This window comes from Diaphorobacter sp. JS3050 (genome assembly GCF_013154915.1).
In the GTDB taxonomy this organism is placed as follows: Bacteria; Pseudomonadota; Gammaproteobacteria; order Burkholderiales; family Burkholderiaceae_C; genus Diaphorobacter; species Diaphorobacter nitroreducens.
On record NZ_CP053553.1, the window covers coordinates 850,772 to 865,277 of the forward strand.

14 protein-coding genes and 1 pseudogene are annotated in these 14,506 nt (G+C 65.2%); 9 read left to right on the top strand and 6 right to left on the bottom strand.

Features of this window, described 5'->3' with window-relative positions:
• Nucleotide 1: 1 nt before the first annotated feature.
• Nucleotides 2-433, bottom strand: coding sequence for an acyl-CoA thioesterase (locus HND92_RS04230; RefSeq protein WP_135148808.1), 432 nt, complete (start codon nt 431-433; stop codon nt 2-4).
• 43 nt (nt 434-476) lie between these two features.
• On the opposite strand from HND92_RS04230, the gene HND92_RS04235 reads away from it, so the two are divergent.
• The gene (locus HND92_RS04235) at nt 477-2,288 is read left to right on the top strand and encodes an ABC transporter ATP-binding protein/permease (protein ID WP_172206122.1); all 1,812 of its coding nucleotides are present in this window, start codon (nt 477-479) and stop codon (nt 2,286-2,288) included.
• A gap of 54 nt (nt 2,289-2,342) precedes the next feature.
• Nucleotides 2,343-2,657, top strand: a complete 315-nt coding sequence (locus HND92_RS04240) for a nucleotide pyrophosphohydrolase (protein ID WP_012655602.1) — start codon at nt 2,343-2,345, stop codon at nt 2,655-2,657.
• Between the two features lie 113 nt (nt 2,658-2,770).
• Here the strand turns inward: HND92_RS04240 and HND92_RS04245 are convergent, their stop codons facing one another.
• The 4 genes and pseudogenes from HND92_RS04245 to HND92_RS04260 all read right to left on the bottom strand — a co-directional run bounded on the left by HND92_RS04245 (nt 2,771) and on the right by HND92_RS04260 (nt 6,899).
• Nucleotides 2,771-3,802 carry a DctP family TRAP transporter solute-binding subunit gene (locus HND92_RS04245; protein WP_172206124.1) on the bottom strand — a complete coding sequence of 344 codons (1,032 nt, stop codon included), beginning with the start codon at nt 3,800-3,802 and terminating at the stop codon, nt 2,771-2,773.
• A gap of 33 nt (nt 3,803-3,835) precedes the next feature.
• Nucleotides 3,836-5,134: a TRAP transporter large permease gene (locus HND92_RS04250; protein ID WP_011804059.1), complete on the bottom strand. Its 1,299-nt coding sequence runs from the start codon at nt 5,132-5,134 to the stop codon at nt 3,836-3,838.
• Nucleotides 5,131-5,649 (bottom strand): annotated as a pseudogene (locus HND92_RS04255) (TRAP transporter small permease); the annotation flags it as partial. The gene HND92_RS04250 and the pseudogene HND92_RS04255, both read right to left, overlap by 4 nt.
• A gap of 161 nt (nt 5,650-5,810) precedes the next feature.
• Nucleotides 5,811-6,899 carry an IS5-like element ISDisp1 family transposase gene (locus HND92_RS04260; RefSeq protein ID WP_011803559.1) on the bottom strand — a complete coding sequence of 363 codons (1,089 nt, stop codon included), beginning with the start codon at nt 6,897-6,899 and terminating at the stop codon, nt 5,811-5,813.
• Nucleotides 6,900-7,273: 374 nt separating this feature from the next.
• On the opposite strand from HND92_RS04260, the gene HND92_RS04265 reads away from it, so the two are divergent.
• From HND92_RS04265 to HND92_RS04290, 6 genes are all read left to right on the top strand, one after another.
• Nucleotides 7,274-8,212, top strand: a complete 939-nt coding sequence (locus tag HND92_RS04265; RefSeq protein ID WP_011804061.1) for a LysR family transcriptional regulator — start codon at nt 7,274-7,276, stop codon at nt 8,210-8,212.
• A 181-nt stretch (nt 8,213-8,393) separates the two neighbouring features.
• Nucleotides 8,394-9,284, top strand: a complete 891-nt coding sequence (locus HND92_RS04270; RefSeq protein ID WP_172206126.1) for an amino acid ABC transporter substrate-binding protein — start codon at nt 8,394-8,396, stop codon at nt 9,282-9,284.
• A gap of 122 nt (nt 9,285-9,406) precedes the next feature.
• Entirely contained in the window at nt 9,407-10,306 is a 900-nt protein-coding gene (locus HND92_RS04275; RefSeq protein WP_011804063.1) for a transporter substrate-binding domain-containing protein, read from the top strand.
• Between the two features lie 120 nt (nt 10,307-10,426).
• Nucleotides 10,427-11,179 (top strand): amino acid ABC transporter permease, encoded by a 753-nt coding sequence (locus HND92_RS04280; protein ID WP_011804064.1) that lies wholly within the window; start codon nt 10,427-10,429, stop codon nt 11,177-11,179.
• 1 nt (nt 11,180) lies between these two features.
• Complete coding sequence (locus HND92_RS04285; RefSeq protein ID WP_011804065.1) at nt 11,181-11,852, top strand: amino acid ABC transporter permease; 672 nt, start codon at nt 11,181-11,183, stop codon at nt 11,850-11,852.
• Nucleotides 11,853-11,874: 22 nt separating this feature from the next.
• The gene (locus HND92_RS04290; protein WP_011804066.1) at nt 11,875-12,612 is read left to right on the top strand and encodes an amino acid ABC transporter ATP-binding protein; all 738 of its coding nucleotides are present in this window, start codon (nt 11,875-11,877) and stop codon (nt 12,610-12,612) included.
• A 294-nt stretch (nt 12,613-12,906) separates the two neighbouring features.
• Here HND92_RS04290 and HND92_RS04295 read toward each other — a convergent pair whose 3' ends face one another.
• Nucleotides 12,907-13,959: an ornithine cyclodeaminase gene (locus HND92_RS04295; protein ID WP_172206128.1), complete on the bottom strand. Its 1,053-nt coding sequence runs from the start codon at nt 13,957-13,959 to the stop codon at nt 12,907-12,909.
• A gap of 112 nt (nt 13,960-14,071) precedes the next feature.
• Between HND92_RS04295 and HND92_RS04300 the strand changes: the two genes are divergently transcribed.
• Nucleotides 14,072-14,503, top strand: a complete 432-nt coding sequence (locus tag HND92_RS04300; RefSeq protein ID WP_088887658.1) for an Lrp/AsnC family transcriptional regulator — start codon at nt 14,072-14,074, stop codon at nt 14,501-14,503.
• Nucleotides 14,504-14,506: the final 3 nt, after the last annotated feature.

Sequence of the window (14,506 nt, forward strand, 5' to 3'; positions counted from 1 at the left end):
TTTACGGCGCGACGCTTTCGTCGCCCGGCTTCCGAATGGGGCGCGGGCGGCCGTTCTCGTCGATGGCCACATAGGTCAGCGACGCCTCGGTCACCTTCACGTAGCTGCCCTGGGTGCGGATGTGCTCGGCATAGACCTCCACCTGCACGGTCATGGAGGTGTTGCCGATGCGCGTGACTTCGGCAAAGAACGACAGCAGGTCGCCCACGCGCACGGGCTGCTTGAAGATGAATTCGTTCACCGCCACCGTGGCCATGCGGCCGCGGATGTACCGCGCGGGCAGCACGGAGCCGGCCAGATCCACCTGCGCCATGACCCAGCCGCCGAAGATGTCGCCATTGCCGTTGGTGTCGGCGGGCATGGGTATCACCTTGAGTACCAGTTCCTTATCGGCGGGCAACTGGCTGTGGGAGGCGGGGCGATCCTGGGACATGGGCACAATCTTTGGTTTTGCTTGACTCCACGGATTGTCCATCATGCGCCGCTACGGCGAAGCCATCGCCTCCGACAGCCCACGCGTTCGTTCCGACCGGGCCACCCTGCAGCGCCTGCTGCCCTATCTGTGGCAGTACAAATGGCGCGTGGTCGCGGCCATGGCCTTCATGGTCGGCGCCAAGCTGGCCAACGTGGGGGTGCCGCTGCTGCTCAAGAGGCTCGTCGATGCCATGACGCTGCCCGCCGGCAGCACCACGGCGCTGCTGGTGGTGCCCGTGGGGCTGCTGCTGGCCTACGGGGCGCTGCGCCTGGCCAACTCGGTGTTCAACGAGTTGCGCGAGCTGGTGTTCGCCAAGGCCACGCATGGCGCGGCGCGCGCCATCGCGCTCAAGACCTTCGAGCACCTGCATGCGCTGTCCCTGCGCTTTCACCTGGAGCGCCAGACCGGCGGCATGACGCGCGACATCGAGCGCGGCGTGCGCGGCATCGAGTCGCTGGTGTCGTTCGCGCTGTTCAACCTGGCCGCCACGCTGGTCGAGGTACTGCTGGTGCTGTTCATCCTGGCGCGCCAGTTCGACGTCTGGTTTGCCGTCATCACGCTCACCGCGCTGGTGCTGTACGTCGCCTTCACCGTGGGCGTGACGCAGTGGCGCATCCAGTTCCGGCGCCAGGCGAACCAGTTCGACTCGGCCGCGCACAGCAAGGCCATCGATTCGCTGCTGAACTACGAGACCGTCAAGTACTTCAACAACGAACAGTTCGAGGCGCGCCGCTACGACGAAAGCCTGGAGCAATTGCGGCAGGCCCAGCTCAAGAGCCGCAGCACCCTGGGGCTGCTCAACAGCGGGCAGCAGCTCATCATCGCCGTGGGGCTGGTGGCCATGCTGTGGCGCGCCACCGAGGGCGTGGCCGCGGGGCGCATGACGCTGGGCGACCTGGTCATGGTCAACGCCTTCATGATCCAGATCTACATCCCGCTGAACTTCCTGGGCGTGATCTACCGCGAGATCCGGCAGAACCTGACCGACCTGGACAAGATGTTCACGCTGATGGACAGGGAGCAGGAGGTGGCCGATGCGCCCGGCGCCCAGCCGCTGACGGACCTGCACACGCCCACCGTGCGTTTCGAGGATGTGCACTTCGCCTACGACCCCGCACGGCCCGTATTGCAGGGGGTGAGCTTCACGATTCCCGCCGGCAAGACCGTTGCCGTGGTCGGCCCCTCGGGCGCAGGCAAGAGCACCCTGAGCCGCCTGCTGTACCGTTTCTATGACCTGCAGGGCGGGCGCATCACCGTCGCGGGGCAGGACATCCGGGCGGTCACGCAGGACAGCCTGCGCCGCGCCATCGGCATCGTGCCGCAGGACACGGTGCTGTTCAACGACACCGTGGCCTACAACATCGCCTACGGCCGCACCGGCGCCAGCCAGGCCGAGGTCGAGCAGGCAGCGCGCGCTGCGCACATCCATGCCTTCATCGCAGCCCAGCCCAGGGGCTACGAGACGACGGTGGGCGAGCGTGGGCTGAAGCTCAGCGGTGGCGAAAAGCAGCGCGTGGCCATTGCGCGCACGCTGCTCAAGAACCCACCCATCCTGATCTTCGACGAGGCCACCAGCGCCCTGGACTCTGCCAACGAGCGTGCCATCCAGGCCGAGCTGGCCAGCGCCGCGCAGAACAAGACGACCCTGGTGATCGCCCACCGCCTGTCCACCGTGGTGGACGCGCACGAAATCCTGGTCATGGAGGCCGGCCGTATCGTCGAGCGTGGCACGCACGCGCAGCTGCTGGCCCACGGCGGGCACTACGCGCGCATGTGGGCGTTGCAGAAGAATGATGGTCAAAATGGGCTGTAGCGCTTATGTGGCAAGCGCAAGCAGCTATCAAAATGAAAGCACGGAGCGTTGAGCATGGATATCGCCGCCCTGCAGCGTGAACTGCGCGCCTTCGCCGCCGCGCGTGACTGGCAGCCCTTTCACACGCCCAAGAACCTGGCCATGGCGCTGATGGTGGAGACGGCCGAGCTGCAGGAGCTGTTCCAGTGGCTCACGCCGGAGCAGTCGCGCACCTTCACCCAGGACGCCACCGCCCACGAGCGGGTCGGCGACGAGATGGCCGATGTGCTGCTGTACCTGCTGCAGCTGGCGGACCACGCGGGCGTGGACCTGGAAGTTGCCGTGCGGCGCAAGCTGGCCAAGAACGCCGTCAAGCATCCCGTTCCCTGATGCGTGAGGCGTAAAAAAGCGGCTAGCGCCCGTGGTTAGGGCGTTAGCCGCTTTTGATTTGATAGCGCTGGCAGAGCCTGCGCTATGGGGCAAGGCGCCCCATTACTGCCCCATTACTGCTTGCGCGCGGCGATGGCCTTCTCGGCCGCGCTCACCAGGTCGGCGCCGATCTGGCCCTTCCACTTCTCGAACACGGGGCGCGTGGCCTTCACGAAGGCGTCGCGCTCGGCGGGGCTCAGCTGCGTCACGGTCACGCCATTGGCGGCGATGTCCTTGAGCAGCGGCTTGTCGGCCTCGACCACGCCCTTGCGCGCGATGGCGATTTCTTCCTTGCCGGCCTCGATGGCGGCCTGGCGCACCGCCTCGCGGTCGGCGGGCGTCCAGCTGTTCCACACGTCCTTGTTCACCACGAAGATCAGCGGGTCGTTCATGTAGCCCCACATCGTCAGGTGCTTCTGCGCGACGTTGTGCAGCTTGGCGGCCTGGTACACGGCGATGGGATTCTCCTGGCCGTCCACGGCGCCGCTGGCCATGGCGGGCTGCGCGTCGGCCCAGCTCATCTGCGTGGGGTTGGCGCCCAGCGCGGTGAAGGTGTCGAGGAACAGGGGCGAGCCCACCACGCGGATCTTCAGACCCTTGAGGTCGGCGGGGCTCTTGATGGCGTGCTTGGAGTTGCTGATCTCGCGGTAGCCGTTCTCACCCCAGGCCAGTGGCACCACGCCGGCCTTTTCCAACGTCTGAAAGATGCTCTTGCCGACTTCGCCCTGTGTGACCGCATCGACAGCCGCGTAGTCGGGGAACAGGAAGGGCAGCGAGAACAGGTTCAGCGCCTTCACCTGGGGCGACCAGTTGATGGTGGAGCCCACAGCCATGTCGATCACGCCCTGGCGCAGCGCGGAAAACTCACGCGTCTGGTCGCCCTGGATCAGCGACACGCCCGGGTAGAGTTTGATGTTGATGCGGCCCTGGGTTTTCTCCTTGACCTTCTGTGCCCAGATCTCGCCGCCCTTGCCCCACGGGAAGGCGGTGCCCAGTACCAGCGACATGCGGTATTCGCTCTTGTAGTTCTGCGCCAGCGCGGGTGTGCCGAAGGCAAGGGCCGCAGCAGCGGCGACGGCGGAAGTGAGGAAAGTGCGAAGTTTCATGGGACAGGTCTCCTTGGAAAAAATGCGAACGAATCAGTAGCCCAGCTGGGCAGGCAGCCACAGGGCCAGCTGCGGGAAGGCGATCACGGCCACCATCACCAGGAACATGGCCAGCAGCATGGGGCCGACCCAGCGCACGGTGGACTCCATGCGCACGCCTGCGATGCGGCAGCTGACCATCAGGTTCACGGCCAGCGGCGGCGTGAACTGGCCCAGTGCGACCTTCAGGGTGAGGATCACGCCGAACCACACCGGGTCCCACTGGTAGTGCTGCATGATGGGCAGCAAGAGCGGCACGAAGATCAGGAAGATCGAGATGCCGTCCAGGAACATGCCCACGGTGATGAGCAGCAGGATCAAAAGCGCCAGCACGCCGTATTCGCCCAGGCCGGAGTTCACGATGGCGTTGGCCACCGGGTCGATCACGCCCAGTGTGGACAGCGAGAACGCGAAGATGCCCGCCAGCGACACCACGATCAGGATCACGGCCGACAGCTCGCCCGCTTCGCGCAGGATGGTGAACAGGTCGCGCACCCGGATGGTGCGGTGGATCACCATGCCCACGAACAGGCCGTAGAACACGGCCACCACGGCGGCCTCGGTGGGTGTGAACCAGCCCGCGCGCATGCCGCCCAGGATCAGCACCGGCGCGGCCAGGCCCCAGGAGGCTTCGCGCAGGCTGCGCCAGAACGGCGGGCGGGGCATGTCGGCTTCCAGGTGGCCCATGCGGTGGCGGCGCGCCATCCACACGGCCGGCACGATGAGTGCAATGCCCGCCAGCACGCCCGGCACCATGCCCGCCGCGAACAAGGCCGGCACCGAGGCCCCGGGCACCAGCACCGAATAGATGATGAACGCCACCGAAGGCGGGATGAGGATGTCCGTGGCTGCGGCCGCCCCCACCACACTGGCCGAGAAGCTGCCGGGGTAGCCCGCGCGGCTCATGGCCGCGATCATCACCCCGCCCACGGCGGCCGCGTTGGCCGGTCCCGAGCCGGAGATGCCGCCCAGGAACATGGCCACGGCAATCGCCACCAGCGGCAGCATGCCCGGTCCGCGCCCGACGATCGCCACGGCAAAGTTCACCAGGCGCAGCGCCACGCCCGAACGGTCGAAGATCGAGCCCACCAGCACGAACATGGGAATTGCCAGCAGCGGGTACTTGCCCAGCCCGGCGTAGAAGTTCTGCGGTACGGCGAGCAGGCCAAACCATTGCGTCTCGGCATTGGCCAGCGCAATGGCGGCGGCGCCGGCCAACCCCAGGGCGGCGCCGATGGGAACGCCCACAAACATCAGCACCAGGAAGGCGACGAAGAGCAGCGTGGCGATCATGGCTGGCGCTCTCCGTCGTCGTCTGCGTCATTGCCGAGAAACTCCACGTCCGGCTGGCGCGTGCGGCGGATCAGCAGGCCAATGGCGCGCCAGGTGATGAGCAGCGAGAGGATGGGCAGCCAGACCGAGTACCACCACTGCGGCACGCCGATGCCGGGCGAGGTTTCTTCGAAGCGGTAGTCGTCCCAGACCACGCGCACGCTGAGCACGGCGATCACCGCGAACAGCACGGCCACCAGCAGTGCGCCAAGTTGCGCCAACCGGCGGCGGCGGGCTGCGGAGCCGCTGTCGCAGAAGAATTCGATGCGGATGTGGCGGTCGCGCGCCACCGCGGCAGAGCCAGCCACCAGGGCCAGCACGATCATCAGGAAGACCGAGAGCTCCTCGGTCCAGGCAAAGGACGAATTGGTGAAATAGCGCACGAGCACGTTGGCAAACGTGATCAGCGCCAGCAGCGCCATGACGATGACGGTGAGCCAGTCCTCGATGCGCAGGGAACGGGGTTCGCTGGAGGCGGGGGCGCTAGCAGGCCGTTGAAAAAGTGCTTTTCGAACGCATCAGGGACGCTGAGTGCGAAGACACGAGCTGCCCAGACGCGTCTGCGCAGCGATTGCAACGGCCCATCTGGCCGGTTTGCAGGCCCTCCCGCCCATTTCGGGCGCACGTATCCCTGGGCTCACGCATGATGCGCGTCCCACCAGCCGCCGATGCTGCCCATTCGCACAAGGTTGTAGGTGGCAAAGCACAGCAGCGCCTGGCCCGTGAGCTTGGCCTGACCGATCAGCTTGGTCTTTGCCAGACCACCGACGGTCTTGATCCAGCCAAAGGCCTCTTCGATGCGCTTGCGCACCTTCAGGCTGGTCTTGTAGCCCTCGTGCCGTGTCACTCGCGCATCCACCGCCGAGTGTTTGTCCTTGGCCGCCACGTGGGGCGTGACTTTGAGCTTTCTGCAGCCTTTGATGAAGGCCTTGCTGTCGTAGCCCTTGTCGGCACCGACCGTGGCCCGTTTGTTCCTGTTGCCCCGACGCTCCAACATGGCCAGCGCCGCCTCGCGCTCGGCCGTGCCGCTGGCGTGGGTGATCTCGACATCCACGATCAGCCCGTTGCGGTTCTCCATGAGGATGTGCCCCATGTGGCACAGGCGGGATTTGTCGCCCTGGCTCTTCTTGAACAGCCGGGCATCGGCGTCCGTGGTGCTCTCGTGGGTGTCGTTGCAGCGCTCCTGCCCCTTGAAGTCCACCTCGGGGTTGCGCCCAGGCGGCGTGCCGCTGTCGTCGTCTTTGCGCTTGAAGCTCTTGTGCGAGGCCCAGGCGTCAATGAGCGTGCCGTCCACGCTGAAGTGCTCGTCGCTGGCGAGCTTGCCCCACTGGGCACTGAGCTTGACGCGCTCGAAGAAGGCGCGGGCGAGGTCTTCGTTGAACAGACGTTCGCGGTTGGCGCTGAAAGTGGAGTGGTCCCAGACCTTGTCTTCGATGTTCAGGCCCACGAACCAGCGGTACAGCAGGTTGTAGTTGATCGCTTCGACCAACTGGCGCTCGCTGCGGATGGAGAACAGGATCTGCAGCAGCAAGGCCTTGAGCAGCATCTCCGGTGGCACCGATGGGCGGCCACGGCGGGCGTACACCGCTTCGAACTCGCGGTTCATGGTTGCCAGCAGCGCATCAACCACCGCGCGCAACTTGCGCAGCGGGTGTGCCTGCGGCACGCGCTCTTCAAGGCTGATGTAGCTGAACATCGCCCCCTGGAAATCTTGACTGCCTCTCATCGTCCTCGTCTGGGTCGTTCACCGATGGCTTCAGATCGTAGCGGCCAACGCGGGCGTCGGCGGGGGATTTTTCAACGGCCTGCTAGAGACGCGCGCGCCATCCGGGGCGGCATCGTCGGCCGGCCCGGGGGTAGGTAGGGAGGACATGGGGGCAGAGAACAGAAAAGTCGAACATGAAAGGCTGGCCGCTCTGCCCTCCGGTGTTGTGCACCAGGGGCCTGGTCGAAGGATTGCGCTGTGGGCGCGAGAGGGCCTATTTTGCAATCAAACGTACGGTGCTCCGCCGCAGGGTGTTCCCCAGGAGGGCGCTGGGGCGGGCCAGTCGCGCTCAACAGGGGGAGAAGGCCTGCCTGGGCGCATCGATAATGCGGGCCATGGAAACCAAATGGCTCGAAGACTTCGTCAGCCTGGCAGAAACGCGCAGCTTCAGCCGCTCGGCGCAATTGCGCCATGTGACACAGCCCGCCTTTTCGCGGCGCATCCAGGCGCTGGAGGCCTGGGCCGGCACCGATCTGGTGGACCGCAGTTCCTACCCCACGCGGCTGACGGCCGCGGGCAACACGCTGTACGACCAGGCGCTGGAGGTGCTGCAGGCGCTGCAGAACACGCGCGCCATGCTGCGTGCGCACACCAGCGCGGGCACCGACATGATCGAGTTCGCCGTGCCGCATACGCTGGCGTTCACTTTTTTCCCGGCCTGGGTGTCGGCGCTGCGGGCGGACTTCGGCCCGCTCAAAAGCCGGCTGATCGCCCTGAACGTGCACGACGCGGTGATGCGCCTCGTGGAGGGCGGCTGCGATCTGCTCATCTCCTACCACCACCCATCGCAGCCCCTGCAACTGGACCCGGACCGCTACGAGATGGTGACGCTGGGGCAGGAGGTCCTGGCCCCCTACGCCAAGGCGGGCGCTGATGGTCAGCCGCTGTTTTGCCTGCCGGGCCGGCCTGGCGAGCCGCTGCCCTACCTGGGGTATGCGCCGGGGGCCTACTTGGGGCGCGTGACGGAGCTGATCCTCAAGCAGGCGGGGACGGCCATCCACTTGGACCGCGTGTACGAAACGGATATGGCCGAAGGCCTGAAGGCCATGGCGCTGGAAGGGCACGGCGTCGCCTTCTTGCCCTACAGCGCGGTGAAGAAGGAACTGCGTTCGCGCAAGCTCCTGAGCGCGGCGCCGCCCGACGCGCAGGACCTGCAGATGGTGATGGAAGTGCGCGCTTACCGCGAAAAGCCCTCGCGCAAGGAGCCGGCCAAGGGCCTGGCCCAGTCCCTGTGGACGTACCTGCAGACGCGCGCCGGACAGAACCCCATCTGACGCGGGCGCACCACACTTGGCATGCAAGTCTTGCATGCAAACCCACATCCCTGGCATTGGATTGCGTGGTCACGCGACATTACAGTCTTTGAAACTAAATGTGGCAACGCACGGTCGCACCGAAACATGGCGCGCACCTGGTGCGGAGATTGCTAAGCCATGCACAAGGGAGATCCTCTGAATGAATTGCAAGCAAGGATGGAAGGCGCTGGGCGCCGCGGTGGCGCTGTGCTGCGCCGTGGGCGCGCAAGCCCAAGGGGTGCTGGAGCGTGTGCGCGGCGGCGGACCGCTGGTGCTGGCACACCGTGAATCGTCGGTGCCGTTTTCGTACGTGCACGAGGGCAAGCCCATGGGCTACGCCCTGGACCTGTGCCTGCATATCGCCGAAGTGGTGCGCAAGAAGACCGGCATGAAGAACATGCCGGTGCAGTTGGTGCAGGTGACACCCGCCAATCGCATTGAGATGGTGAAGACCGGCAAGGCCGATATGGAATGCGGCTCCACCACCAACAACGCCGAGCGCCGCAAGGATGTGGCCTTCACCATTCCGCACTTCATCACGGGTGCGCGCCTGCTGGTGCCCGCGGCCAGCACGGTGACGCGCATGGAGGATCTGGAAGGCAAGAAGCTCGTGTCCACCAAAGGCACGACGCCCTACAAAGCGGCCGAGCAGGCCAACCGCGAACGGCTGATGCGCATCCAGATGGTGGAGGCGCCCGACCATGAGGCCGCGGTGGTCATGGTGGAGAAGGGCCAGGCCGACGCCTTCGTGATGGACGATGTGCTGTTGTATGGCTTGGCGGCCAACCGCCCCGACCCCAAGGCGCTGAAGGTGGTGGGCCGCTTCGTCACCACTGAGCCGCTGGCGATCATGCTTCCCAAGAACGATCCCGAGTTCAAGAAGTTGGTGGACGAGGAGATGCGCCGCCTGATCGTGAGCAATGAGATCAACGCCATCTACAACAAGTGGTTCATGCAGCCCATTGCGCCTACCCACCGTGCGCTGAACCTGCCCGTGAGCTACCTGCTGCGGGACTTCTGGAAATACCCTACCGATCAGGTCCCCTTCTGAACCCACAATACGCCCCTGTCTTGAACGTGCCGCAGGGTGTGGCTTGACCGCCATCGGTTCCTCAGAACGGTCGTTCGATTTCAATACACTTCGCTTTTCGCTTCACCCACAAGGAGATATTCATGAAGAAGCATTTGCTGGCCGCAGCCATTACCGTCCTGGCCGCTGGTAGCGCGTTCGCACAGGCCAACGACACCCTGGCCAAGATCAAATCTACGGGTGCCGTGACGCTGGGCGTGCGCGAGTCCTCGGGCCTGGGCTACACCCTGGGCAACGGCAAGTACGTGGGCTTCCACACCGAGATGGGTGAGCGCATCCTGGCCGACATCCAGAAGCAGCTGGGCCTGGCCAACATGGAGATCAAGTACCAGCCGGTTACTTCGCAGAACCGCATTCCGCTGGTGACCAACGGCACGGTGGACATCGAGTGTGGCTCCACCACCAACAACACCGCCCGCCAGAAGGAAGTGGCCTTTGCCGTGACCACCTATGTGGAAGAGGTGCGCATTGCCGTGAACGCCAAGTCGGGCATTACCGGCATCAAGGACCTGAACGGCAAGACCATCGTGACCACCACGGGCACGACCTCCGTGCAGACGCTGCGCAAGCACAAGCGCGCCGATGGCCTGAACTTCAAGGAAGTCATGGGCAAGGACCACGCCGACAGCTTCCTGATGCTGGAAACGGGCCGTGCCGACGCTTTCATCATGGACGGCTCCATTCTGGCCGCCAACATCTCCAAGTCCAAGAACCCCTCTGACTTTAAGATCGTGGGCGAAGTGCTGTCGGTGGAGCCCATCGCCTGCATGATCCGCAAGGACGATCCCGCCTTCAAGAAGGCCGTGGACGACTCCATCAAGCGCCAGATTGCCGATGGCTCTCTGGCCAAGCTGTACGACAAGTGGTTCATGCAGCCCATCCCGCCGGCCAACGTGAAGATCGGCCTGCCGCTGTCTGAAGCCACCAAGGAAGCCTGGGCGAATCCGAACGACAAGCCCATGGAGTCGTACGAAGTCAAGTAATCGGCTTGCATTGCATCGCCCCTTCGGCCTCTGGGCCCGAAGGGGCGTTTTTTGTTGTTGCGCCAGCGCCGCCATGTGCCGCCGCGGCAACACGGATCGAAGAATAGAAGGGGTGCTCCTATGAATTGGGATTGGCAGGTGTTCTGCCAGGACACCATTACCCAAGAGGTCGGTCAAAGCTGCTTCGGCAAGAACGGCGACATCACCTACCTCGACTGGATGCTGTCGGCCTGGGGCTGGACGGTATCCGTTTCCTTGCTGTCGCTGGCCGTTGCGCTGGTGGTCGGTTCGCTGGTCGGCACGCTGCGCACGCTGGAAGGCCGCCCATGGACGGTGCGCCTGGGCAACGCCTGGGTCGAGCTGTTTCGCAACATTCCGCTGCTGGTGCACATCTTTGTGTGGTACCACGTGGTGCCGTCGATCTTCCCGGCCATGAAGTCGCTGCCGGGCTTCGTGCTGGTGGTGTTTGCGCTGGGCTTCTTCACCTCGGCGCGTATCGCCGAGCAGGTGCGCTCGGGCATCCAGGCGCTGCCGCGCGGCCAGCGCTATGCGGGCATGGCGCTGGGCTTCACCACGTTCCAGTACTACCGCTACGTGCTGCTGCCGATGGCGTTTCGCATCATCATCCCGCCGCTCACCAGCGAGACCATGAACGTGTTCAAGAACTCGTCGGTGGCGTTTGCCGTTTCGGTGGCCGAGCTGACCATGTTCGCCATGCAGGCGCAGGAAGAGACTTCACGCGGCATCGAGGTGTACCTGGCCGTCACGGCGCTGTACATCATCTCGGCCTTTGCCATCAACCGCATCATGGCGTTCATCGAAAAGCGCACGCGGGTGCCGGGCCTGATTGCCGCAGGCGGGGGAGGACACTGATATGAACCTGAATATCGATTGGTCCTTCTTCACCTGGGAGCTGTTCAGCAACTTCGTGATCAAGGGGCTGTACTTCAGCCTGGTGCTGACGGTGATCGCCACCGTGGGCGGCATCCTGCTGGGCACGGTGCTGGCGCTCATGCGCCTGTCGGGCAAGAAGTGGCTGGACGTGCCGGCCACCATCTATGTCAACGGCATGCGCTCGATTCCGCTGGTGATGGTGATCCTGTGGTTCTTCCTGCTGGTGCCCATGATCATCGGTCGCCCCATCGGCGCCGAGGTGTCGGCGGTGGTGACCTTCATCGCCTTCGAAGCCGCCTACTTCAGCGAAATCATGCGCGCAGGCATCCAGTCCATCCCGCGCGGCCAGGTGTTCGCGGGGCAGGCGCTGGGCATGACCTACGGGCAGAACATGCGCCTGGTGGTGCTGCCGCAGGCCTTCCGCAACATGCTGCCGGTGCTGCTCACGCAGACCATCATCCTGTTCCAGGACACGTCGCTGGTGTACGCCATCGGTGCCTACGACATGCTCAAGGGCTTCGAGATCGCGGGCAAGAACTATGGCCGCCCGATCGAGGCCTACCTGGCCGCGGCCGTGGTCTATTTCATCCTCTGCTACGCGCTGTCCTGGCTGGTCAAGCGCCTGCACAAGAAGATCGCCATCATTCGCTGAAGCGGCGTTCCAAGGAATTGCAATGATTGAACTGAAGAACGTTTCCAAGTGGTACGGCAGCTTCCAGGTGCTCACGGACTGCTCCACGAACATCCAGAAGGGTGAGGTGGTGGTGGTCTGCGGGCCCTCCGGCTCCGGCAAGTCCACCCTCATCAAGACCATCAACGCGCTGGAGCCCTTCCAGAAGGGCGAGATCTTCGTGGACGGCGTGGCCGTGCACGACCCCAAGACCGACCTGCCCAAGCTGCGCAGCCGCGTGGGCATGGTGTTCCAGCACTTCGAGCTGTTCCCCCACCTGTCGGTGACCGAGAACCTGACCATCGCGCAGATCAAGGTGCTGGGCCGCAACCCCACCGACGCCAAGGCGCGCGGCCTGAAGATGCTGGAGCGCGTGGGCTTGACGGCGCACAAGGACAAGTTCCCCGGCCAGCTGTCGGGCGGTCAGCAGCAGCGCGTGGCGATCGCACGCGCACTGTCGATGGACCCCATCGTGATGCTGTTCGACGAGCCGACCTCGGCGCTGGACCCCGAAATGGTGGGCGAGGTGTTGGATGTCATGGTGGGCCTGGCCCAGGAGGGCATGACCATGATGTGCGTGACCCACGAGATGGGCTTCGCGCGCAAGGTGAGCAACCGCGTGATCTTCATGGACGTGGGCGGCAAGATCCTGGAGGACTGCTCGAAGGAGGAATTCTTCGGCAACCCCGAGGCGCGCCAGCCGCGCACCAAGGACTTCCTCAACAAGATCCTGCAGCATTGATTCCGCATACCCCCTGAGGCGCTTCGCGCCTTCCCCCACACTCGCAGCGCTGCGCTGCAGGAGGGGGGGGCGCAGCCGGCGGCAGGGCAGAGCCCGGCCCACGGCTGCCATGGTCCGGGGCGCGCCAGTGGGATGGGCCGTGGCCCAGGCTTGCCCGGGTGGCGTACAAAAGCAAAAGGGCAAAAGGGCAAAAGGGCAAAAGGGCAAAAGGCGCCATTGGCGCCTTTTGCTTTTATTTTGATAGCTGCTAGCGCTTGATGGATGGGCGTTAGAGCCTGATTTGGCTTGAGGCGGTCAAGCCACGCGCCGCAGCCGCGTGCGGCCTTGGACGCTCGCACCGCGCGTGCGGCCGAACAGGTCCTTGGGGTCGTCTGTGGGCACCAGCTCCACATCCACGCCCAGGCCGCGCGCCTGGGCCTGCTGGTACAGGTAGCGCAGTGCGGAGTAGTCCTCCAGCGCAAAGCCCACGGAATCAAACACCGTGACTTCGTCGGCCCGCGTGCGCCCCGGCGCGTCGCCGCGCAGCACCCGCCAAAGCTCGGTAACGGGATGGTCCGCGGGCAATTGCTGGATCTCGCCCTCCACGCGGCTTTGCGGCTCGTATTCCACGACCACGCGCGCCCCGCGCAGCACATCGGGGTGCAGTTCCGTTTTGCCGGGGCAGTCGCCGCCCACGGCATTCAGGTGCATGCCGGGTTCCACCATCGCGGGAGTGAGGATGGTGGCGCGGCTCTTGTCGGCGGTGACCGTGGTCACGATGTCCGCGCCGCGCACGGCCTCGGCCGTGCTGGCGGCGCGCTCCACGGTGAGGCCATCGACGTGCGCCAGGTTGCGCACCAGCTTGTCGGTGGCGGCGGGGTCGGTGTCGTACACCCGCAGTTCGCGGATGCCCAGCAACGCGTGGAAGGCCAGGGCCTGGAACTCCGCCTGCGCCCCGTTGCCGATCAGCGCCATGCGGCGGCTGCCGGGTCGTGCAAGCGCCTGCGCCGCCAGCGCCGACGTGGCAGCGGTGCGCAGCGCCGTGGTCAGCGTCAGCTCCGACAGCAGCAGCGGATAGCCGGTACGGACCTCCGCCAGCACGCCGAAGGCCATCACTGTGGGCAGTCCGCTGGCAGGGTTGCCGGGATGGCCGTTCACATACTTGAAGCTGTAGAGCGCATCGTCAGCCACGGGCATCAGCTCAATCACGCCGCGCGGGCTGTGGCTGGCCGTGCGGGCGGACTTGTCAAAAGACTCCCAGCGCAGGAAGTCGGAGCGAAGCTCGGCCGCCAGCTCGGTCATGCAGCGTGCGGCGCCCCGTTCATGCACAAAGGCAGCAAGGGTCGACAAGTCAATGAGGCGTGTCATGGTGTCGGTCCAACGTGTTTCCCCATTGTGGACAGGCCCTGCGCTTGGTGCCAGCCTGCAAACTGCTCAATAAGCGCAAAAAACTGGCGTTTCGCCAGCAACCCGTGGCACTATGCGCAACATGGACGACGTCGACCGCGAGATCATTGCCCTGCTGCGTGCGGATGCCCGCATGCCGGTGGCGGCGCTCGCCGCACGTCTGCGCGTGGCCCGCGGCACCGTTCAGAACCGCCTGCGCCGGCTGGAGGAAGAGGGCGTCATCGTCGGCTACACCGTGCGGCTGCGCCCCGAGTCGGAGCCCCACCGGATCCGCGCCTGGATGAGTATTGCAGTGGAAGGGAACGCGGCGCCTGACGTGATTCGCGCCCTGCGTGGAGAGCCGCTGGTCGGCGCGCTGCACAGTACCAACGGCCGCTGGGACATCGTGGCCGAACTGCACGCGCAGAGCCTGGAGGAATTCGACCTGGCGCTCACGCGCATTCGGCTCACGCCGGGCATCGCGCGCACCGAAACCAGCATCCTGCTGTCCACGTACAAGCTGTGATCG

What these genes read in the sequence shown, in the direction of transcription:
- HND92_RS04230 (WP_135148808.1), bottom strand. Translation starts at nt 433, where the DNA reads ATGTCCCAGGATCGCCCCGCCTCCCACAGCCAGTTGCCCGCCGATAAG.
- HND92_RS04235 (WP_172206122.1), top strand. Translation starts at nt 477, where the DNA reads ATGCGCCGCTACGGCGAAGCCATCGCCTCCGACAGCCCACGCGTTCGT.
- HND92_RS04240 (WP_012655602.1), top strand. Translation starts at nt 2,343, where the DNA reads ATGGATATCGCCGCCCTGCAGCGTGAACTGCGCGCCTTCGCCGCCGCG.
- HND92_RS04245 (WP_172206124.1), bottom strand. Translation starts at nt 3,802, where the DNA reads ATGAAACTTCGCACTTTCCTCACTTCCGCCGTCGCCGCTGCTGCGGCC.
- HND92_RS04250 (WP_011804059.1), bottom strand. Translation starts at nt 5,134, where the DNA reads ATGATCGCCACGCTGCTCTTCGTCGCCTTCCTGGTGCTGATGTTTGTG.
- HND92_RS04260 (WP_011803559.1), bottom strand. Translation starts at nt 6,899, where the DNA reads ATGAGAGGCAGTCAAGATTTCCAGGGGGCGATGTTCAGCTACATCAGC.
- HND92_RS04265 (WP_011804061.1), top strand. Translation starts at nt 7,274, where the DNA reads ATGGAAACCAAATGGCTCGAAGACTTCGTCAGCCTGGCAGAAACGCGC.
- HND92_RS04270 (WP_172206126.1), top strand. Translation starts at nt 8,394, where the DNA reads ATGAATTGCAAGCAAGGATGGAAGGCGCTGGGCGCCGCGGTGGCGCTG.
- HND92_RS04275 (WP_011804063.1), top strand. Translation starts at nt 9,407, where the DNA reads ATGAAGAAGCATTTGCTGGCCGCAGCCATTACCGTCCTGGCCGCTGGT.
- HND92_RS04280 (WP_011804064.1), top strand. Translation starts at nt 10,427, where the DNA reads ATGAATTGGGATTGGCAGGTGTTCTGCCAGGACACCATTACCCAAGAG.
- HND92_RS04285 (WP_011804065.1), top strand. Translation starts at nt 11,181, where the DNA reads ATGAACCTGAATATCGATTGGTCCTTCTTCACCTGGGAGCTGTTCAGC.
- HND92_RS04290 (WP_011804066.1), top strand. Translation starts at nt 11,875, where the DNA reads ATGATTGAACTGAAGAACGTTTCCAAGTGGTACGGCAGCTTCCAGGTG.
- HND92_RS04295 (WP_172206128.1), bottom strand. Translation starts at nt 13,959, where the DNA reads ATGACACGCCTCATTGACTTGTCGACCCTTGCTGCCTTTGTGCATGAA.
- HND92_RS04300 (WP_088887658.1), top strand. Translation starts at nt 14,072, where the DNA reads ATGCGCAACATGGACGACGTCGACCGCGAGATCATTGCCCTGCTGCGT.